The 20675-nt window shown below is 68.1% G+C and carries 18 protein-coding genes and 1 tRNA gene; 7 read left to right on the forward strand and 12 right to left on the reverse strand.

Translation table 11 applies throughout. The features are described from left to right. The first annotated feature begins 65 nt into the window (after positions 1 to 65). Positions 66 to 1922 carry a UvrD-helicase domain-containing protein gene (locus DV707_RS14220; RefSeq protein ID WP_103993115.1) on the forward strand — a complete coding sequence of 619 codons (1857 nt, stop codon included), beginning with the start codon at positions 66 to 68 and terminating at the stop codon, positions 1920 to 1922. Between the two features lie 6 nt (positions 1923 to 1928). After that, a complete protein-coding gene (locus tag DV707_RS14225) occupies positions 1929 to 3170 on the forward strand; it encodes a M24 family metallopeptidase (RefSeq protein ID WP_103993114.1) in 1242 nt (413 codons plus the stop codon). Positions 3171 to 3295: 125 nt separating this feature from the next. On the opposite strand, the gene DV707_RS14230 is transcribed toward DV707_RS14225, so the two are convergent. Both DV707_RS14230 and DV707_RS14235 read right to left on the reverse strand, forming a co-directional pair. Beyond that, positions 3296 to 3544 (reverse strand): DUF7533 family protein, encoded by a 249-nt coding sequence (locus DV707_RS14230; RefSeq protein WP_103993176.1) that lies wholly within the window; start codon positions 3542 to 3544, stop codon positions 3296 to 3298. 119 nt (positions 3545 to 3663) lie between these two features. Next, the gene (locus DV707_RS14235; protein WP_103993113.1) at positions 3664 to 4497 is read right to left on the reverse strand and encodes an NAD+ synthase; all 834 of its coding nucleotides are present in this window, start codon (positions 4495 to 4497) and stop codon (positions 3664 to 3666) included. A gap of 189 nt (positions 4498 to 4686) precedes the next feature. Here DV707_RS14235 and DV707_RS14240 point away from each other — a divergent pair, with 189 nt between their 5' ends. The 4 genes from DV707_RS14240 to DV707_RS14255 all read left to right on the forward strand — a co-directional run bounded on the left by DV707_RS14240 (position 4687) and on the right by DV707_RS14255 (position 7396). Next, the gene (locus DV707_RS14240; RefSeq protein ID WP_103993175.1) at positions 4687 to 5616 is read left to right on the forward strand and encodes a ketopantoate reductase family protein; all 930 of its coding nucleotides are present in this window, start codon (positions 4687 to 4689) and stop codon (positions 5614 to 5616) included. Positions 5617 to 5701: 85 nt separating this feature from the next. Further along, the gene (gene panB / locus DV707_RS14245; protein WP_103993112.1) at positions 5702 to 6499 is read left to right on the forward strand and encodes a 3-methyl-2-oxobutanoate hydroxymethyltransferase; all 798 of its coding nucleotides are present in this window, start codon (positions 5702 to 5704) and stop codon (positions 6497 to 6499) included. Between the two features lie 115 nt (positions 6500 to 6614). Next, positions 6615 to 6685: transfer RNA gene (locus DV707_RS14250), tRNA-Gly, on the forward strand. Between the two features lie 504 nt (positions 6686 to 7189). Beyond that, the gene (locus DV707_RS14255) at positions 7190 to 7396 is read left to right on the forward strand and encodes a hypothetical protein (RefSeq protein ID WP_103993111.1); all 207 of its coding nucleotides are present in this window, start codon (positions 7190 to 7192) and stop codon (positions 7394 to 7396) included. An 11-nt stretch (positions 7397 to 7407) separates the two neighbouring features. Here DV707_RS14255 and DV707_RS14260 read toward each other — a convergent pair whose 3' ends face one another. From DV707_RS14260 to DV707_RS14305, 10 genes are all read right to left on the reverse strand, one after another. Continuing rightward, entirely contained in the window at positions 7408 to 7785 is a 378-nt protein-coding gene (locus tag DV707_RS14260; protein ID WP_103993110.1) for a Rieske (2Fe-2S) protein, read from the reverse strand. Then, positions 7782 to 8870, reverse strand: a complete 1089-nt coding sequence (locus tag DV707_RS14265; RefSeq protein WP_103993109.1) for an amidohydrolase family protein — start codon at positions 8868 to 8870, stop codon at positions 7782 to 7784. Before DV707_RS14265 ends, DV707_RS14260 begins: the two co-directional genes overlap by 4 nt. After that, positions 8860 to 9801 (reverse strand): MBL fold metallo-hydrolase, encoded by a 942-nt coding sequence (locus tag DV707_RS14270; protein WP_103993108.1) that lies wholly within the window; start codon positions 9799 to 9801, stop codon positions 8860 to 8862. Before DV707_RS14270 ends, DV707_RS14265 begins: the two co-directional genes overlap by 11 nt. A gap of 1 nt (position 9802) precedes the next feature. Continuing rightward, positions 9803 to 10558, reverse strand: a complete 756-nt coding sequence (locus DV707_RS14275) for an ABC transporter ATP-binding protein (RefSeq protein WP_103993107.1) — start codon at positions 10556 to 10558, stop codon at positions 9803 to 9805. After that, positions 10555 to 11391 carry an ABC transporter permease gene (locus tag DV707_RS14280; RefSeq protein WP_103993106.1) on the reverse strand — a complete coding sequence of 279 codons (837 nt, stop codon included), beginning with the start codon at positions 11389 to 11391 and terminating at the stop codon, positions 10555 to 10557. Before DV707_RS14280 ends, DV707_RS14275 begins: the two co-directional genes overlap by 4 nt. A 1-nt stretch (position 11392) precedes the next feature. Next, positions 11393 to 12493, reverse strand: a complete 1101-nt coding sequence (locus DV707_RS14285) for an ABC transporter substrate-binding protein (RefSeq protein WP_103993105.1) — start codon at positions 12491 to 12493, stop codon at positions 11393 to 11395. Between the two features lie 410 nt (positions 12494 to 12903). Then, on the reverse strand, positions 12904 to 13701 hold the full coding sequence (locus tag DV707_RS14290; protein WP_103993104.1) for an IclR family transcriptional regulator: 798 nt from the start codon (positions 13699 to 13701) through the stop codon (positions 12904 to 12906). Between the two features lie 111 nt (positions 13702 to 13812). Beyond that, the gene (locus DV707_RS14295) at positions 13813 to 14715 is read right to left on the reverse strand and encodes an acyltransferase (protein WP_103993103.1); all 903 of its coding nucleotides are present in this window, start codon (positions 14713 to 14715) and stop codon (positions 13813 to 13815) included. A 106-nt stretch (positions 14716 to 14821) separates the two neighbouring features. Beyond that, positions 14822 to 17629: a heavy metal translocating P-type ATPase gene (locus DV707_RS14300; RefSeq protein WP_103993102.1), complete on the reverse strand. Its 2808-nt coding sequence runs from the start codon at positions 17627 to 17629 to the stop codon at positions 14822 to 14824. 107 nt (positions 17630 to 17736) lie between these two features. Continuing rightward, positions 17737 to 18330, reverse strand: coding sequence for an AsnC family transcriptional regulator (locus tag DV707_RS14305; protein WP_103993101.1), 594 nt, complete (start codon positions 18328 to 18330; stop codon positions 17737 to 17739). 424 nt (positions 18331 to 18754) lie between these two features. Between DV707_RS14305 and DV707_RS14310 the strand changes: the two genes are divergently transcribed. Further along, complete coding sequence (locus DV707_RS14310; protein WP_103993100.1) at positions 18755 to 20674, forward strand: SLC13 family permease; 1920 nt, start codon at positions 18755 to 18757, stop codon at positions 20672 to 20674. The last annotated feature ends 1 nt before the right edge of the window (position 20675 follow it).

The following is a 20675-nucleotide window of genomic DNA, read 5'->3' on the forward strand; positions in this document are numbered from 1 at the left end:
GCGGCGAGCGGCCCGGTTCCTTCGAAACACGTCTTTTATCAGGTACAAGCCCGTGAACGTGTCTAATGAGCGACTCGGACGCGGAAGTCACCCGATTGTTCGGTGGCCCCGGGAGCGGGAAGACGACGGCACTACTCGATCGGGTCGACGAACTGCTGGAGCGCGAGGACGTCTCGATCCGCGACATCCTCGTCGTCTCCTACACGCGGGCGGCCGCCGCCGAGGTCCGCGAGCGCCTCGCTGAGCGACGCGACGTCTCGCCGCGCGCCCTGAAGGGCAACGTCGCGACGATGCACGCGAAGGCGTACGAACTGCTGGACCTGTCGCGGAACGACGTCGTCGGCGAGAGCGACAAGAAGGAGTTCTGCGAGGAGTACGGCGTCGAGTTCGAAGACGAGTACGGCGGCGCCGGCCGCCGGACCGCGCGGTCGACGACCATCGGGAACAAGATCATCGCGACGAGTCAGTGGCTCCAGCGCACCCGACGGGACGTCTCGGAGTGGTACGACGTCCCCTTCCAGTGGAACGTCGAGGAGGTCCGACTCCCGCCCGAGGTCGATCCGAACGCCCAGGAAGGGAACAAGTACACGCCGACGTGGCCCTCCGACGACGACCGGATCGACGTCCCCGAGGTCATCCGGGCGTGGCGCGGCTACAAGGGCGAACACGGCCTCGTCGGCTTCGCGGATATGCTCGAACGGGTGAAGGAGCGCTCGCTCGTCCCCCACGTCGACTACCTCGTCATCGACGAGTTCCAGGACATCACGACCCTCCAGTACGACGTCTACGAGGAGTGGAAGCCGCACATGGAACGCGTCCTCATCGCCGGCGACGACGACCAGGTCGTCTACGCGTGGCAGGGCGCAGACCCCAATCTGCTCCTCGACGCCGACCGCGACGAGGACGTCGTCCTCCCGAACTCCTATCGGCTCCCCTCGAACGTCCTCAACGTCGTCAACCAGGAGATCCGCCACATCGAGAAGCGCCAGGAGAAGGACCTCCACCCGCGGAAGGAGGGCGGCGTCGTCGAGGGCATCGAGTCGCCGTCGATGCTGGATCTCGCGCGCAACGTCCGCTACACGATCGAACAGGGCGACGACGACGAGACGATTATGATCCTGTTCCGCGCGCGGTATCAGCTCTTCCAGTTCATCGACGAGTTCCTCCCGCTCGGGATGCCCTTCTCGGCGCTCACCGACCAGCGGATGTGGACCGACCGGCTGACGCAGTACGTCCGCGCCGTCGAGGCGCTCGAAGACGACGAACCCGTCGACGGCCTCCAGGCACGACGGCTCGCGGACATGCTGCAGGACTCGGCGTTCGGCGCGAACGACCGCGACGAACTGTTCGACCGCATCGACGAACTCCAGGAGGCGGCGGGCGTCGACGACCTGACCGACCTCAGCGTCGATCCCGACGTGATCTCGGAGTTCGCTCCGTTCGCGCCCGGGACCAAGGACGCGGGCGACATGCTCCGGAAGGTGACGTCGTTCCAGCGGAAGTCGGTTGAGGCGTACTTCACCGGCGAGTACCAGGGAATGGACCCCAGTCGCGTCCGGATCGGCACGATCCACTCCGCGAAGGGCCGCGAGGCCGATCACGTCTTCGTCGCCACCGACCTGACCGAGAAGGTCGTCGAGCAGATGGCCGCCTCCGTCGAGGACGAGGAGGTCGAGGGCGTCGAGGAGTTCACCTCGACGACCGATCCGGTGCCGATCCTCACCGACAACGAGCGCCGGGTGTTCTACGTCGGGATGTCCCGTGCCCGCGAGCGACTCGTCCTCCTCGAGAACCTCGTCAGCGGCGCGCCGACGCTCCCCGTGAGCGTCCTGCTGCACAACGAGATCCGCGACGAGCCCGTCGAGTCGCTCCTGGCGGACGCCCAGGAGGGCGAGGTTCCGGCGCCCGAACCGGACGCCTGAGCGCGCGTGACCGACGACCGCGATCCGTCGGGAGCGACCGCCGGGCCGTCCGCTGCCCCACCCGCACGCGACCCCCCACCGTCTCCCGCTCCACCCACGACCGACCGCTCGTTTCTCGACGCCGCCCTCGACGAGCGAGACGCGGTCGGCTTCGTCGCCGTCGGCGACCGACGCGACGCCGACCTCCGGTTTCTGACGCGCTTCGAGGGCTCCGAAGACGACTGCGCGTACGTCCGGACGCTCGACGCGGACGTGCTGTGCGCACCCCGGGGACACGTCGCGCGGGCGGCCCGACGGTTCGACGGCCGCGTCTCGAGCGACCGCCCCGGCGACCACCCCGGCGAACGGGCCGCGGCCGTGCTCGACGGGGTCGTCGACGCCGAGCAGGCGGCCCCCCGGACCGTTCTGGTACCGTCGTCGATCCCCCACGACGCCGCCGTCTACCTGGAGCGCGCCGGGTACGAGTTGCGATCGACGACCGCCGTCGCGGACGCGCGGGCGACGAAGACCGACGGGGAACTCGACGCGGTCCGCGCCGTCCAGCGAGCGGCCGTCCGCGCCACCGACCGGGGCGAGCGCGTGCTCGCGGCGGCCGAAACGGACGACGGCGACGAACTCCGGTGGGGGGACGCGCCGCTGACGGCCGAGCGTCTCCGGCGGGTCGTGAACGCCGAACTCGCACGCCGCGGCGTCGACTCGGCGGGGAATACGGTCGTCGCGGCGGGGGCGACGGGGAGTGAGAGCGCCGACGAGCCGATCGCCACCGACGAGCCGGTCCGGATCGACGTCGCGCCCCGGGAGCCACACGGCTACCACGGCTTCCGCTCGCGGACGGTCGCCGTCGACAGCGACGGCGGGTGGGAGCGCCGCGCCTACGTCGCCGTCGAGGCGGCGCTGGAGGCCGCCCTCGACGAGGTCGAACCGGGCGCCGACGCCGCCGACGTCCGGAGGGAAGCGGAGGCGGAACTGACCGCGTTCGGGTTCGATCCGACCGGCGGATCCGGCGAGGGTGACCCGGGCGGTGACCCGATCGAAACCGGCCACGGGGTCGGCCTCTCGCGTCGCGAGCGGCCGTTCCTCCGGGCGGGCGAGACGCTCGACGTCGGGTGCGTTCTCGCGGTCGCTCCGGGCCTGACCGACCCCGAGCACGGCTCCGTCCGTCTGGGCGACCTCGTCGTCGTGACCGAGGCGGGATACGAACTGGTCGGAGACGGAACGCGGTCGTTCGCGCCGCAGGGTCGATACTGATTACTCTCGTCTCGTACCGCCGGGCGCAACCCCCGTTGCCGGCGCCCGGTGGTAAAAAGTGAGAGTGATCAGTATGAGGGCGTCGACGGGGGAGAGGGTGGTCCGCGGACTTCCGAACACGTCGTCTACGCGTCGTCGTCGTCCTCGGGCGTCTTCACGACCAGCCCCACCGCGCGCTCGCCGAGCTGCATCGGGATGTCCGTGGGCGTCGTGAGGTAGTGGGGCAGCGCGACCATCCCGACCGCGATGGCGACCGCGCCGCCGCCGATGACCGTGTCGCCTTCGAGGAGTCGGGTGAGGCCGAAGATTCCCACCGGGGCGGCGAAGACGAGCGTCGCCGCCAGTTGGATCGTCCCGAGGATACCGAGTCGCATCGTGCCGTAGATGGCCGCCTCCGAACAAAAGGGTCGCGGTCGGTAGAGGCGAGGCGCTGCGGAGCGTACGACGACGCGGGCTGCAGCGACGTCGAGGCAGCGGTACAGCGGCAGCGACACTACCGGTGCAGCGGTTCCGGGGCCGGGGGCATCGCCCGCTTGTGCGCGCTCTTCTCGTAGAGTTCGACGACGCGTTCGACCTGCGCTTCGGTGACGTCGAGGTGCCGGACGGTCGCGGCCGTCGAGAGCGGACCGTCGACGTGGAGCGCGAGCACGGCGTCGAGGGTGTCGTAGTCCAGACCCATCTCCTCCTCGTCGGTCTGGCCGGCCCACATCTCGGCGGAGGGCGTCTTCGTCACGAGGGCGTCCGGAACGCCGAGCGCGCTCGCGAGCTGTCGGACTTGCTGTTTGTAGAGGTTACCGATCGGGTTGCAGTCGACGGCCTGATCGCCGTACTTCGTGAAGTAACCCGTCAGCGCCTCCGAGCGGTTGCCGGTGCCGAGGACAACCTTGTTCTCGTGGTTGGCGACGAAGTAGTTCAGCACCGCGCGGATGCGGACGTAGACGTTCCCCGCGGCCGTCCGGTCGTCGGCGGCCTCCGGGAACGTGTCGAAGAACGTCTCCGCGATGGGCTGGATCTCGACGACGTCGTACTCGATCTCGAGTTCCTGGGCGACCCACTCGGCGTCGCTCATGTTGTCCTCCGTGTTCGCGACGCTCGGCATCACGAGCCCGTGGACGTTCTCCGCGCCCAGCGCCTCAACGGCGAGGTACGCCACGGTCGTGCTGTCGATACCGCCGGAGAGGCCGAGGACCGCCCCCTCGGCGCCCGCGTCGTCGACGACGTCGCGGAGAAACGAGGTGAGGTGCTCGGTCGTCGCGTCGAGTTCGGCCTCCGAGAGTCGGAGGTCGAGCGGTGCGTCCGCTTCGAGGACCGTCCCGTCCGTAGTCATCGGATAGAGATACCGGCTCGGAGCACTAATACTCACCCGTCTCCCCCGATCGGTGGACGACTGTTCAGTTCTCTCGCCGGATTGGTCGCGGCAGCCGCTGCCGCGATCGACGAACGGCCCCGAAACTGAATGGTCTCGACCGCCGACCCCCAGCACAACCACTTTCTCCGTCGCCGTCGTGGCTCCGGTATGGACATCGTCGTCTTCGGCGCGGGCAGCATCGGGAGCCTGTTCGGCGCGCTGCTCGCGCGGGTTCCCGAACACAGCGTGACGCTCGTGGGGCGGGACCCGCACGTGTCCGCCGTCCGCGACTCGGGGCTCCGCGTCACCGGCGTCGACGAGTTCGTCGTCCGACCGGCGGTGACGACCGACGGGACCCGCCTCTCGGCTGACCTCGCGCTCGTCACCGTGAAGGCGTTCGACACCGAGACGGCCGCCGAGGAACTCGCGACCGGAGCGTTCCGGGCGGTCTGTTCGCTCCAGAACGGGATGGGAAACGAGGAGACGCTCGCCCGTCACCTCGACTGCCCGGTACTGGCGGGGACGACCAGTTACGGGGCGGTCCGAGAAGGGCCCGGAGAAGTCGCCTGGAACGGGAGCGGCGACGTCGTCGTCGGTCCCTGGGATCCGAGAGACGCCGACGGAGTAGCCGAGGAGGTCGGAGAGGCGTTCGCGGCGGCGGACCTCTCGGTCGCGGTCGAGGACGCCGACGGGATCCGCCGTCGGCTCTGGCGCAAACTCGCGGCGAACGCGGCGGTCAACCCGACGACCGCGCTCGCCCGCGTGGAGAACGGCGCACTCGGAGAACCACCCGGATCGGACCTCGTTGAGCCGATCGCTCGCGAGGTCGCTGCGACGGCCCGGGCGAGCGGCGTCGATATCGACGACGAGGAGACCGCAGCGGCGGTCGAGGAGGTCGTCGCCGCGACCGCGGCGAACGAGTCGTCGATGTACCGCGATATCGAGCGCGGACGGCGCACCGAGGTCGACGTCATCAACGGCTACGTCGTCGAACGGGCGCGCGAGCACGGCGTCGACGTGCCGGTGAACAGGACCCTGCGGACGCTGATCGGCACCTGGGAGGCGGCGCGGGGGCTCCGGGAGCCGGACTCGTCGTGATCGGGGCACCCCGAGCGCCGGACTCGCCGTGGTCGGGACGTCCGGACGGATCATTTGAAGGCCCCGCGCGGACGAGTGGGAAACGATGACGACCGTTGCGAGCATACAGGAGCAGGAGACGCCGGTGACGATGCTCACGGCCTACGACGCCCCGACGGCCGCGCTGGCCGACGAGGCGGGAATCGACGTCGTGCTCGTCGGCGACAGCATCGGGAACGCCGTCTTCGGCTACGAGTCGACGCTGCCGGTGACGATGGACGATATGACGCGGGCGACGACCTCGGTCGTGAACGCCGTCGACGACGCGCTCGTCGTCACCGACCTCCCGTTTCTCAGTTACGGCGTCGACCGGGCGCAGAGCCTCGAAAACGCCGGTCGACTGCTGAAAGAGGCCGGCGCGCACGCGGTCAAGATCGAGTCCGGGCCGCACACGGTGGAGCTGACCGAGGCGATGACGCGTCTCGGCATCCCGGTGATGGCGCACGTCGGCCTCACGCCGCAGCACGTCAACAGCGTCGGCGGCTACACCCGACAGGGAACGACGGCGGAGCAGGCGGCGGCGATGCTCGATCTCGCGAAATCCCACGAGGAGGCCGGCGCGTTCTCGCTGGTGATCGAACACGTGCCGCGGGAGGTCGGCGCGGCCGCGAGCGAGGAACTCGACATCCCGGTCGTCGGCATCGGCGCGGGGCCGGAGACGGACGGGCAGGTGCTCGTCGTCGACGACGCGGTCGGGCTCTCCGAGCGGGTGCCGCCGTTCGCGGAGGCGTTCGGCGACGTCCGCGGCGAGATGCGCCAGGCCATCGAGCGATACCGCGACGCGGTCGAATCCCGTGACTTCCCGGCAGACGAGCACAGCCACAGCGAAGGGCTCGATCTGTGATCGCAGGTCGATCCGGCCGGCGTCGACGCCGTCGGCGGATCGACCGCCCGCACCCGCCGTTCCGTCATCCTTAAGTCCGGCGTGTGGCTCTGTTTCGAGTGCAGGACGGCACGGCGCGCCGGTGGTCCAGTGGTAGGACAGTGGCTTCCCAAGCCACTAGCCCGGGTTCAATTCCCGGCCGGCGCACTTCTTCTGCGAACGAAGTGAGCGGAGAAATCGCAACGACGGGAATTGAACCCTATCAGTCGCGCGCAGCGAACGGAGTGAGCGAGCACGTCTGATTCCGGTTCAATTCCCGGCCGGCGCACTCCGTTCAGTCGTCCGCCGCCCGACGTCCCGCTCGTCCGACTCGCGGGACTCCCGGCCGGCGCACTTCTTCTGCGAACGAAGTGAGCAGAGAAATCGCAACAGTGAGACCCAAATCCGAAAGCGACTGCGACGAGGGTTTATATACGAAGGAGCGGCCAGAGAGCGCGTGATCTGACGGATACCCCGCGTCGGGTCGCGGTTGCTCGGCACGTCGACGCGGGGACGACGGCGACGGCGTTGCGGGCGGCGTCGTCGCGGCGGGTGCCGACTATTCGCTACGAATTCCCGCGGTCACGCGTCACGCCGTCGAAGCGGTCTCCGGGCCGGCTATCGAGGGACAACAGCTTTGTCGGCGACGGAGAAATCCGAAGGCGTCCTCCGATGTTCCCCGGTCTCTCCCGCTGGTTCGACGCGCAGCCCTTCCAACGACAGATCGTCGTCCTCGCCGTGGTTCTCGACCCGATCGGCTTCCTCGCCGGCTACCTGCTCGGCCCGTCCGTCGGCGTCGATCCCCTCCTCGGCGGCGTCTACGGCCTCGTCGCGGCCAGCCTTCCGATGTCGCTGTTCGTGATGCGCAGCGCGCAGTGACGACGCCGCGCTCAATCCGAGGCGTCGCCGTCCGTGACGTACAGGTCGCCGTCGGCCTCGACGACGTCGAACGTCGGGAGCTGGATCCCCCCGTCACCGACGTGAACGCCGGTTTCGAGGTCGTACTCCCAGCCGTGTAGCGGGCAGGTGATCGAGGGGTCCTCACAGAACCGTTCGACGTCGCGCTCGCCCGGTTCCGTGACGTCGGCGACGAGTCGCCCGTGGACCTTGCCCTCGTCGAGCGACCCGCCGTCGTGAGCGCAGCGGTTCAAGATCGCGTAGCACTCGCCGTCGTGGTTGACGACGGCGATCTCGTGGCCGTTCAGCGTCACGACGGCGCGAGAGCCGTCGTCGAAGGCGTCGGCGTCGGCGACCCGGACGCGGGTCATATGCCGAACACCTCCTCGGCGTTCGTCCCCAGGATCTGCGCCTTCTCCGAGTCGGAGAGGAACGACTGGTCGGTGATGCGCGTCGGGCGATCGAAGTCCCAGTGCGGGTAGTCCGAGGCGTACATCAACCGACCGGCACCGCCGATCATATCGATCACCGTCTCCAGGTACTTCGGGTCGACCTCGGTCTCCAGCGGCTGCGTCCCGAAGTAGAAGGACTCCTTGATGTACTCGCTGGGGCGCTGTTCCAGCACCGGCGCCTCCGACGGCCGCTTGAGGTACTCGCAGTCCAGCCGACTCATAAGCAGCGAGACGTAGAAGATCCCCGCCTCCAGGAAGACGAAATCCAGATCGGGGAACTTCTCGGGGATGCCCTGGACGAGCACGCTCACCGCCTGCGCGAAGTTGTTCTCGACGAAGCCCAGCGTGTGGGTCTCGATGAGCTTCTCGTAGCCTTTGGTGTGATAGTTGTCGATCCCCGCGCCGCTGGTGTGATAACAGACCGTCAGGTCCTTTTCGGAGGCCGCCTGGTAGACCGGCTCGTACTGGCGGTTCCCGAGCGGCGGCTCCGCGCCGCCTGTGATCATGTAGACGCCGGTGATCCCCTCCTCGTCGCCGACGCGGTCGATCAGGTCGACGGCGTCGTCCGGGTCGTCGAGCGGGATCGGAATCGCCGTGTAGATGCCCTCGCTGGGGTCGACGACCTGGTCGAGCAGGTAGTCGGTCGCGCCGCTCGCGAACGTCGTCATCCGCGTGTCGTCACCGCCGAGCGCCGGCGCGGCGGCGAGGATGAGATGCGAGAGGACGAGGCACTTGTCGACGCCGAGGTAGTCCATCGCCTCCGGGATCTCCTCGGGACGCATCTCGCCCGGATACGACGAGTCCATCCCGGCGACGTTGCGGTCCAGTCGCCCGCCGACGAAGCGGTCGCCAGTGGACTTCGGGAAGAACGCCCGGCGGGCGAAGTCCTCCCAGCCGCGTTCGAGCCGCGTCTTCCAGGGGTCCTCGAAGTACTCTACCAGGTCTTCCATCGGTTCCCAGATGTGGACGTCGGTGTCGACGACAGTGTGTCCGTCAGTGCTCATAGTATCGATCTCGGGAGGCTCCCACGCGCGGCGATTCCGCGGGGAGCGATTCGCGTTGGTCGTCGGTCGGTACCGCGTTCGCGACGTCGATTTCGAGCCCGTCGTGGCCGACGAGAATCCGCCCGTCGAAGGCGTCGGCGGCGCCCCGCCAGATCGCGTCGGTGTCTCGGTACGGCGGGAAGTGCGTCAGGACGAGGGTCTCGACGCCCGCCGCGGCGGCGATCTCGCCGGCCTGTTCGGGCGTGCAGTGTGTCTGCGCCAACTGCTCGGACATCTCGTCCGGGTACGGCGACTGGTACCGCTCGTAGACGAACTCCTCCCCCGAGTCGCGGGGCGGGTCGCCGACGGGCGACATATGGGCGTCGTGGACGAGCACGTCGGCGTCCGCGGCGAAGTCGGCGAGGGCATCGAGCTTTCGGGTGTCGCCCGAGAAGACGAAGCGCTCGCCGTTCGGCCCCTCGAATCGGTACGCGTACGTCTCGATCGAGTGCTCGACGGCGAGCGCGTCGATCGTAGTCCCGCTCCGCTCGAACCGGGAGCCGTCCTCGACGGGAATCCACTCGATGTCCTCGATCCCACTCGCGTCGTATCCCACCTCCGCGCGGTAGGCGAGGTCCTCGTCGTAGACGGTGTAGAGCGCGTCGATCAGGTCGTCGGTGCCGTCCGGCCCGTACACCCGAAGCGACTCCCGACCCGCGGTCCACGAGGAGATCGCGAAGTGCGGGAACGCCGCGTTGTGGTCGACGTGGTGGTGCGTGAACAGCAGCTCCGAGATCGATCCCGGATCGATGCCGTTCCGGAGCAGTTCGTAGACGGTTCGCGGACCGCAGTCGACGAGGAACGTCTCGCCGTCGACGCTGACGGTCAGCGCGGTGCCGGCGCGGTCGAGGTTCGGGGCCGGACAGCCCGTTCCGAGGAGCGTCACCTCCATATTAGCTCGTCGCCCCCGCCCTGGTTTCGAGCTGCCCGACGAACTCCTCGGCGAGTTCGACGAGTTCGGGGTCGTCGATGCTTCGCGGCCGATCGATGTCGATCTTCTCGTGGACGAGCACGTTCGAGGGACGGTGCGACATCACGAGGACGCGGTTCGCGAGGAACGTCGCCTCGATGGCGTCGTGCGTCACGAAGACGATGGTCCGCTTCTGCTCCTTCCAGATGTCGACGAGGTCGCTCCGGAGGTTCCGCGCCGTGATCTCGTCGACGCTGGAGAAGGGCTCGTCCATCAGGATCACGTCGGGTTCGACCGCCATCGCGCGGGCGATAGAGACGCGCTGCTGCATCCCGCCGGAGAGCGAACGGGGGTACTCGTCGGCGAAGTCGCCGAGTCCGACGAGTTCGAGGTAGGTCTCGATCCGCTCGTCCCACTCGTCTTTCGGGACGTCCTTGCCGTCGAGTGCGAACTCGATGTTCTCTCTGACCGTGCGCCAGTCCAGGAGGCGAGGCTCCTGGAAAACGAAGCAGACGTCGGTCGACTCGCCCTCGGAACCGATCTGGACCGATCCCGAGGAGGGCTCTTCGAGCTGGGCGATGATGTTGAGGAGCGTCGACTTCCCACAGCCCGAGGGGCCGAGGATGCAGAGGAAGTCGTTCTCTCCGGTCTCGAAGTCGACATCGTCGAGCACTCGGAGGTTCGTGCCGTTCATCTGTCGGTACGCCTTGTCGACGCCGTCGATCCTGATTCGCGTCATGCGGCTCTCGCACCTCCGTCGTGGCCGTCACCGCGCCAGGCGGTCACGCGCTTTTCCACCCGCTTGATGATCCCGAACTCGATCGCCATCATCACGAACGTGAACTCCAGCGTCCAGGCGAAGACGCCGACGACGGAGTACAGCTGAAACTGCCGGTTGATCATGAATCCGATACCGCTGGTGAGCCCGAGCAGTTCGACGATGACGATGATCTTCCAGCTCATCGCGAGGCCGAACCGAGCCGCCGCGAGGAGGTGGGGAAGCAGCGACGGCAGGACGACGTTGCGGATGAGACTGATCCGGGAGACCTCGAAGGAACGGCCCATCCGGATGAGGTCTTCGTCGATCGATTTCGTGCCCTGCCAGAAGTTGAAGACGATCATCGGCGTCGCCAGGAAGAACACCGAGAAGTACGCCGCGAGATCGGAGAGTCCGAACCAGATGATCGCGACGATGGCGACCGCCAGCCCGGGCACGGAGATGCCGATGAGGATCGGGAGGTCGAACAGGTACTCCGCGCGGTGATCCCGCCCCATCGCGATGCCGAGCGGGATGCTCGTCCCGATCGCGAGGGAGAACCCGACTGCGACGCGGGAAAGGGTATCCAGGAGGTGGGTGAAGAACGCGCCGCTGACGGCGATGGCGATCATCTCGTTGGCGACCGGGACGATGCCGGGAAGCAGGTTCGCGGCGACGGAGCGTGCGACTACCTCCCAGGCGACGAGAAAGCCCACGATCGAGATGGCGTAGTAGACGTACCGCTGGTACCGGTGAAAGAGCCGTCCGAGCGGCGTCCCCCGACCGAGAACCGAGTCGGCGACTCCGAGCGACACGTCACAGCACCTCGTTGAAGATGTCGTCGGTCGGTTCGGCCTCGATCAAGCCGAGGTCGCGGGCCTTCTGGACCATCAGCCGCTCGGACTCCTGGAACGCCTCGATGTCCCACTCGCTGGGGTAGATGTCGACGAGTCGTTCCTTCGCGAGGTCGATCTGTTCCTGGCTCTCGAGACCGATCGAATCGCTGTACTCCTCGACGACGGTGTCCACGTTCTCGTTCAGGTACTGCTGGGTGTCGATGAACGCCTCGGCCAGGCTGACGCCGGCGTCGGGGTTGGCGTCGTACCACTCTTTCGTCCACGCCAGGTCGACCGTCGTCAGCGGGAGGTCCTCGGCCTCGCGCCAGGCCTCCCGCGGCGAGAAGACCGTCTCGAAGTCGTACTGCAGCAGCGCCTTGGTCATCAGCGGCTCGTACGTGAGGATCGCGTCGAGTTCACCTTTGTCGAGGAGCGACAGCGCCGCGGGCGGGGCCGCCTGCACGAACTCGTACTGGTCGCGGGAGACCCCGTGGGCCTCGTCGAGCATCACGACGAACTTCAACCAGGCGTCGGCCGCCTCGCTGGCGAAACTGATCTGTTTGCCGGCGAGATCGGTCGGCCCTTCGATGTCGGTATCCGAACGCGTCACGATGTACGCGTGATACAGCATGTACGGCCCGATGAGCTGCGGGTTCTCACCCTTGGAGTGCATCCGGGTCGCGACGATCGAACCCATGTATCCCGTCGGGATGTCCTCGTTGAAAACGAGTTGCTGCTGGACCTTCGGCGGGCTCGCGAAGCCTTCGGCCTGCAGCGTGAACCCGTGGTCCTCGTCGAATCCCTGGTCAGTCATCACCGACGTGAGGATTCCCGTCGTTCCGCCGTTCGTCGCGCCGTGGACGATCGACGTCAACTCTTCGGAGCCGCCCGAGTCGGTCGCCGTGTCTCCGGATCCTTCCGAGTCGTCCGTCCCGCCCGATCCGTCCGTGGAGCCGTCGGAATCGCCCGAACCGCCCGTGCCGCCGGCGCAGCCGGCGAGCCCGGCGAGCCCCGACGTCGCGACGCCCCCGGTCAGTTTCAGCGCCGTCCGCCTGTCGATTGTCGTGCTATCGCGTGTCATCCTCGGAGTATAGAATACAATGATGTACAATAAAACTATTTATTTACTGATATTCGAGAGGATAGAACGCAATACAGCGAGTGATATTAGAACATAATAAAGTTGTTATATTTGGATTCGAAGGGAATTACGCAGCGGATATCTCGGGGGAGGAGCGCCCAGCCCCACTCGTGGCGCGAGAGACGGAACCGGGAAGTTCGAATAAGATTTATTATATAATCGTCGATTCAACGGACGAGGTTGTGTTCGGACAGGCGGAACAGACGGGGTGCAGAAACGCCGAAGTCCCCCGGGTCGTGGCGTTCGTTGCTGAGCGTTCGAACGGCGTCGTAATGGGTACTCCCGTCTCTTCCCGCCGAGCGCCGTCGACGGGGGTGGCACTCGGCGGTAGCGAGTGAGAGCGATCAGTATCAGTCGTAAGTGAGGTTGACTTCGATCTCGTTGGCCACGCCGAGCAGCATCTCGGGGAGTTCGTGTTCCAGGTACGTCCCCTTGAGCCGGTTCGCCGGACCGGCGACCGTGAGCGAGCCGATCGGTTCGTCTCTCGAATCTATGATGGGCGCGGCGACGGCGTTGACCCCGCGAACGGACTCCTGGCGGTTGAACGCGACGCCCCGTTCGCGGATCGATTCGATCTCGTCGTACAGCGCCTCGCGGTCGGTGATCGTGTCCGGCGTCTCGGCCGGCAGCCCGCGCCGGTCGAGAATGCGGTCGATCGACGCGTCATCCATGAACGCCAGGACGGCCTTCCCGGCGGCGAAGGCGTGGAGGTGCGCCCGATACCCGTCCCGAGTGTACGTCTCGACGGTTTCCTTGCCGGCGTTGTGATAGAGGAATATCCCGTAGCCGTTCTCCTCGGCCATAATCCACACTTTCTCGTCGAGTTCGTCGGCGAGGTCGTCGACCTTCGGCTTCGCGATCCGGTAGAGTCTGTGTTCGTTCTGGGCGTGGACGCCGTAGTCCAGAAAGAGGAGTCCGACCCGGTAACCGTCGTCGCCCTCGGCGACGTAGCCCGCCTCCGCCAGCGTCGAGAGGTGCCGGTGGACCGTGCTCTTCGAGTACCCGAGACGGTCGGCTATCTCCGTCAGGTTCGCCGGCCCGTCCTCCTTGAGGCTCCGGAGTATCCTGATCGAGCGCTGCGTGGCCTCGACCCCGTTCGGCTCCTCGTCGGTGGACTCCCTCGCCCGGCCCTCCTCGCCGAATACCATCGCTCTAGTGATCGCGGTCGGGGTACAAAAGTTCCGCCCTCGCGAACACGGGAGCGGGCGCGTTGGAACGGCGTCGAAGACCGCACCGGGTCCGCAGCGGGACTCGCCCGATCACTCGGCCGGCGGCGTTCGGTCCCGTCCGAACTCGTCGAAGGTCTCGAGGTCCTCGGGCAGTTCGTAGTCGATCCGCCGCTCGGACTGGCGGTTTTCGAGCCGGTCCTCGATAGGGTCGGCGACGGACTCCCAGCCGGGTTTGATCTTCAGGCTCTTCGCGGGGATGCCGGCAGCGACGTGGTGGTCCGGAACGTCACCCTGCACGACGGAGCGCGCGCCGACGACGGCGTTCTCGCCGATCCGACAGCCCGCGCGGACCATCGCGTCGTAGGTCACCCGGGCGTCGTCGCCGACGATGGTGTGGTAGTTCTCCACCGCGGTCTGGTCGACGACGTCGTGGTCGTGACTGTAGAGGTGGGCGTTGTCCGAGATCGACGCGCGGTCGCCGATCGTGAGTCTCCCCCGGTCGTCGAGGTGGACGTCGTCGTGGATCACGACGTTGTCGCCGACGGAGATGTTGTGGCCGTAGGTGAACGTGATCCCCTTGAAGAACCGGCAGTCGTCGCCGCACTCCTCGAAGAGGTGGTTCGCGAGCATCCCCCGGAACCGGAGCGCGAACGCGACGTTGTCGGCCATCGGCGTCGCGTCGAACTGCCGCCAGAGCCACTGGAGGTACTTCGACTCGGGGAATCGCTCCTCGTCCTTCTCGGCGTAGTACTCCGATTCGAGGGTCGCGTTGCAGGGGTCATAGCCTTGCAGTCGAACGCGCTCGGCCGGTGAGACCTCCTCGCCGGCCTGCCAGCGGTCGTACGCCTCGCGGTCCCCGTGGAGGTCGACGAGCGTCTCCGTGACGACGCGACAGGTGTCCTCCGAGGAGGAGAGCCGCTCGTCTACCTCGTCGATGAACGCCTGGACGTTCGCTTCCGCCTCCGCGGGGAGGGAGACGTTGACTTTTGTCATCGCAGTCGGGTTCGGACTCCGGCGGCAAATCCGTTCGGTTGTGCGAGAATATCGACCGACCGCCTCGAAGTCGCCGAATCGAGAGCGCGTCGCCGGCCGGGGCGGTTCAGCGTCCGCCGCGGAGGAACCCCAGGACGCGGTAGTCGTGATCGGGCGTGTACCGCCGGAACAGCAGGCTGTTCGTCAGCACTGACACCGACGACAGCGCCATCGCGCCCGCCGCGAGGATCGGCTGAAGCAGGCCGAGCGACGCCAGCGGAATCATCGCGGTGTTGTACCCGAGCGCCCAGAAGAGGTTCTGCTTGATCTTCGCGAGCGTCCCCGCGGAGACGCGGATCGCCTTCACGACGTCCGTCGGGTCGTCCCGCATCAGCGTCACGTCGGCGGCCTCGATGGCGACGTCGGTGCCGGAGCCGATCGCCGTGCCGACGAACGCCGCCGCCAGCGCCGGCGCGTCGTTGACGCCGTCGCCGACCATCATCGCTTTCCTCCCCTCGTCCTGGATCGCCTCGACCGCGTCGGCCTTGCCGTCCGGCAGCACCTCCGCGCGGACGTTGTCGGGATCGATACCGACCTGTTCGGCGACCGCGCGGGCGGTCCGCTCGTTGTCGCCGGTGATCATGTGGACGTCGACGCCGCGCTCGCGGAGCGCGCTGACCGCCGCCGCCGACGTCTCCTTGATGGTGTCGGCGTCGGCGACGACGCCGAGGACCTCGCCGGCGGCAGACGTCTCGTCGGTCGCATCGCCTGCCTCGCCGGCGGCGTCGCTCGGGTCGGTCTCGGAGCCCCGTTCGGAGAGACGACCGACGAGCATCGCCGTCTTACCCTCTTCTTCTAACCGATGCATCGCCTCCTCCGCGGGCGAGGGGTCGATGCCGGCGTCTTCGAGGAGCCGACGGTTCCCCACGAGGATCGTGTCCCCGTCGACGGTCGCGCGGACGCCGCGCCCGGGCACGTTCTCGAAGTCCGCGGCGTCGGGGACGTCGATGCCGCGCTCGTCGGCGCCCTCGACGATGGCCCGTGCGAGCGGGTGCTCGCTGTTCTGCTCGACGGCGGCCGCGAGGCGGAGGACCGTCGTCTCGGCGTCCTCGCCGCCGGCCGCGTCACCGGGCGTCTCTTCGCCCTCTTCGACTTCCCGGAGCGCGCCGCCGTCGGGCGCGGGGTCGGGCGTGTCGCCGTCCGTCGAAGGATCGAGCGATCCGCCGTCCGTCGTCGGTTCGAGCGCGACGACGTCCGTCAGCGACATCTCGCCCTTCGTCAGCGTGCCGGTCTTGTCGAAGACGACGGTGTCGACGTCGCGGACGCGTTCGAGGACGTCGCCGCCCTTGAACAGCACGCCGTTCTGCGCGCCGATCGACGTGCCGACCATCGTCGCCGCCGGCGTCGCCAGTCCGAGCGCGCACGGACAGGCGATCAGGACGGCGGAGGCGAACACGAGCACGGCGAACTCCAGCGTCGAGACGGCCCCGCCGGCCGCCGCGGGGCCGCCGACCACGACGCCCCACAGCGGGAGCGCCTCGACGAACCCGGCCAGCTGCGCCGGGAAGAGCCCCCACAGAACCGCCCAGACGAGCGCGTTGACGATCACGGCGGGGACGAAGTACGCCGAGATCCGGTCGGCGACGTTCTGGATCTCGGGCTGACGGGACTGCGCTTCCTTGACGGTCTGGACGATCTGCTGGATCGCGGTGTCGGCGCCGACCTTCGTCGCCTCGACGATCAGCACGCCGTTCTGGTTCACCGTCGAGCCGACGACCTCGTCGCCCTCCTCCTTCGAGACGGGCACGGACTCGCCGGTCACCATCGACTCGTCGACCGCCGACTCGCCGTCGACGACGACGCCGTCGGTCGGGATCTTCTCGCCGGGACGGACCTTCATCAGGTCGCCCACTTCGACCTCGTCGAGAGGGACCTCACGCTCCTCGCCGTCCGCACGCGGCGTCTCCGACCCGGCTCTGTCGACGAGCGTGGCCGTGTCGGCCTCCATCTCCAGGAGCGACCGGAGGGCGTCGGAGGCCTGCCCCTTCGAGCGCGCTTCGAGGTAGTTGCCGAGCGTGATGAACACCAGGATGAGCGCGGCGGTGTCGAAGTACAGCCCCGCGTTCGGCAGGATCCCCACGAGCGCGATCACCGAGTACAGGTACGCCGTGGTGGAACCGAGCGCGATCAGCACGTCCATGTTGGCCGTCCGGTTCCGCACCAGCGCCGTGTAGCTGTTCTCGTAGAACTCCCGGCCGAGGACGACCTGGACGGGCGTCGCGAGCGCGAACGCGACCCACCCGAACGGCACGCCGGTCCCGGGGATCGTCTCGGGAACCGTCCCGGGCGCGAACAGGTGGAGCGCGAGCATCGCCAGGAGCGGCGTCGAGAGCGCGGCCCCGAAGAGCGTCAGGCGCTTCTGTCTCGTGATCTCGGCCTTTCGAGCGACGTCGCGGGCGTCTTCACCGCCGCCTCCCTGGCCGGCCGCACCGCCGTCCGCGTCGTCGCCACCGGTCTCTCGGACCGGCGTGTACCCCGCGGACTCGACCGCGTCGTACAGTTCCTCGATCGATACCTCGCCCGGAACGTACTCGACCTGCGCCTCGTCGGTCGCGAAGTTCACGTCCGCGCGGATCACCCCCGGGGTCGACTCCAGCGACTCCCGGTTCGCCTCCGCGCAGTTCGCACAGGACATGTCGGTGATCGCGATCGAGACCGTCTCCGAGACGGGGTCGTAGCCGGACCGCTCGATCGCGTCGTAGATCTCCGCGAGCGACACCCGGTCGGGATCGTAGCTCACGCTCGCTTCGTCGGTCGCGAAGTTGACCGACGCCGATTCGACTCCGTCGAGAGAGTCGAGGGCGTCCTGCACCGTCCCCGAGCAGTTGGCACAGGACATCCCCCTGACGTCGAGGTGGAGGGTTCGCGTACTCATACGTGTCTACTAGTACGGGTTCCCCTCTTACCCCGATTGTCCCTTTTGAATCCGCATTCGATCGGGGTCCAAAATTTCGAATCCAAAGTCACCGTCGTCGCGTCCGATCAGGTCGCGTCGGCCTCGAACTGCTCGTAGCGCTCGCGGAACTGCGCGAGACACGACGGACAGCAGAAGTGGTAGCGCTCGCCGCCGATGCGCTCGCTGCGGCCCTCGCTGGTGACGGTGTTGCCGCACTCCGCACACGACAGCGCGAACTCCGCGCCGCCGAGGGCCGGCGACCACTCGACGTCGCCGACGACGGCCACCTCGTAGTCGTCGACCCGGGAGAGGTCGACCAGCTGGTCGAGCTGCTCGCGGACGGCGTCGGCGCGGACCCGCGCGTGGAAGACAACGTCGCCCTCGGCCGTGACGAAGACGTGCTCGACGGGGTCCGCGGCGACGACGTCGTCGCGAACCTCGTCGACGGCGTCGGCGGGAAGTTCGAGCGTCACGAGGACCGGGACGCCCGCCCGGAGCTGCGAGCGGTCGACGTCGACGGTGAACCGGCGGATGACGCCGGACTCCCGCAGTCTCTCGATCCGATCGGAGACCGCCGGCGGCGAGAGGTCGACCACCTCGGCGATGTCGCTGTAGGAGCGCCGGCCGTTCTCGACCAGGAGTTCGAGGATCCGGACGTCGGTCTCGTCAAGCGTCGACATACGTCCCCTTGACGGCGGAAGGATAAGTAGGTTGCCCGCGTGGCTTTCGTTTCGAAAGTTTTCGGGATATATTTCGATGAATTAGAAATCGGAGTGGGTGACGGACTCGCACCGACGACGACCCGATGGCTCCGACACGCCCGATCACGGTGGCCGGGACCGGCTGTTCGCACTGCGAAGAGACCGTCGAGGGAGACGCCGAGGTCACAGCCCCCGTCGCCGCCGTGGGTTTATATACCAACGGGCGGCCAGTCGCGGTGTGATCTGACGGTCGCCCCCCGCCGGGCCGCGGTTGTCCAGCACGCCGGCGCGGGGAATCGACGGTGACGAGGACGGTCCGCCGTCGTCGCGTGCTGGCTGTTCGCACGAATCCGATTCGGACCCTCGAAACGTATATCGGGGCGCCGACCGACTTCCCTCGGGTATGCCGCTCTTCGAGGTCTCCGGCGTGGTGGTCGTCTTCGCGCTGGTCGGCCTCGCGCTCGTCGCCTTCGTCACCGAGGTCGTCCCGAACGACGTCACCGCGATCGCGATCATCGCCGCGCTCGTCGTCTTAGAGCCCTGGACCGGGGTCGGCCCTCGGGCCGCCATCTCCGGGTTCGCCAACCCCGCGACCGTCACGATCATCGCGATGTACATGCTGAGCGCCGGGATCCAGGAAACGGGGATCATCCGCCGGTTGGGCGTGTTGCTCGCCGAGTTCACCGACGGCGACGAGTTCCGAGCGCTGCTGGCGACGGTCGGCACCACGGGGCCGATCGCCGGCGTGATCAACAACACCCCCGTCGTCGCGGTGTTCATCCCGATGATCACGGACCTGGCCGAGCGCACGAACACCAGTCCCTCGAAGCTCCTGCTGCCGCTCTCGTACGCGGCGATTCTCGGGGGGACGCTCACGCTCGTCGGGACGTCGACGAACATCCTCGCCAGCGACTTCGCCCGCCTGCTCATCGACGGCCGCGACGGGATCGGGATGTTCGAGTTCACCGGTCTCGGGGTCGTGCTGCTCCTCGTCGGGAGCGCGTACCTCCTGACGGTCGGCCGGTGGCTCACCCCCGCGCGGATCCCCGTCGACGGCGACCGGGTCTCGGAGTTCGACCTCTCGGACCACCTCGCGTTCGTCCGCGTGCGGTCGGAGTCGCCCGCCGTCGGAGAAACCCTCGACGCCTTCGACGCCGAGCACGACGAGATCCGGATCCTCCAGTTGCGGCGCGACGGCGAGGGGATCGCCGGCCCGCACGCGGACGTCCCGATCGAGTCGGGGGACGTTCTCGTCGTCCACGGCTCGCTGCAGGCCGTCAACCGGTTCCGCGAGGCCGCCGACGTGAGCCACCTCGTCCGGGAACCGGTCACCGCCGACACCTTCGAGACGGCCGCAACGGGCGGGACGCTGGCGCGAGCGGTCGTCCCGGAACGCTCCCGGTACGTGGGCGAGACCGTCGCCGAGACCGGGATGGACGAGTACCACCGGACGACCGTCCTGGCGATCCGGCGGGGCGGCGATCTGCTCCGGACGGACCTCCGAGAGCGGACGCTCCAGCCCGGCGACCTGCTCCTCGTCCGGACGACTCCGGCGTCGGCGCGCTACTTCCGCGACAGCGGCGAGCTCGTCGTCGCCGACGAACGTGCCTTCGAGGATCGGGTCGCCGAGGACGCGTCGACGACGGGCGACAGCAGTCCGACCGTCGCGGGCGGGGTGGCGACCGGCGGCGTCGAAGCCGGCGACGACGCCGGGACGGGGCTGCCGCCGATCTCGCCGAAGACGCCGCTGGCGATCGGGATCCTCCTCGCCGTCGTCGCCGTCGCGGCGCTGGATCTGCTCCCCATCGTGATCGCCGCGCTCGCCGGCGTCGTCGCGATGGTCGTGACGGGCTGTCTCACCACCGCCGACGCCTACGACGCCGTCTCCTGGAACGTCGTCTTCCTGCTCGCCGGCGTCATCCCGCTCGGCCTCGCGCTGAACGCGACCGGCGGCGCGGCGCTCCTGGCCGACCTGCTGGTCGCCCTCGGGGGAGTCCTGCCGATCGTTGGCGTCCTGTTCGTCCTCTACGTCGCCGTCGGGGCGCTGGCGAGCGTCATCACGCCGGTCGCGACGATCGTCCTCGCGATCCCGGTCGCCGTCGACGGGGCCGCCCGCCTCGGCGCGAACGAGTTCGCGTTCCTCCTGGCGGCGATGTTCGCCTCCGCGACGTCGTTCGCGACGCCGATCGGCTACCAGACGAACCTGATGGTGTACGGCCCGGGCGGCTACGAGTTCGCCGACTTCCTCCGGGTCGGCGGGCCGCTGCAGTTGCTCTTGGCCGTCGTCGCGACCGTCGGGATCACCGCGATCTGGGGGCTTTGAG

Source organism: Halobellus limi (assembly GCF_004799685.1).
Lineage (GTDB): Archaea > Halobacteriota > Halobacteria > Halobacteriales > Haloferacaceae > Haloquadratum > Haloquadratum limi.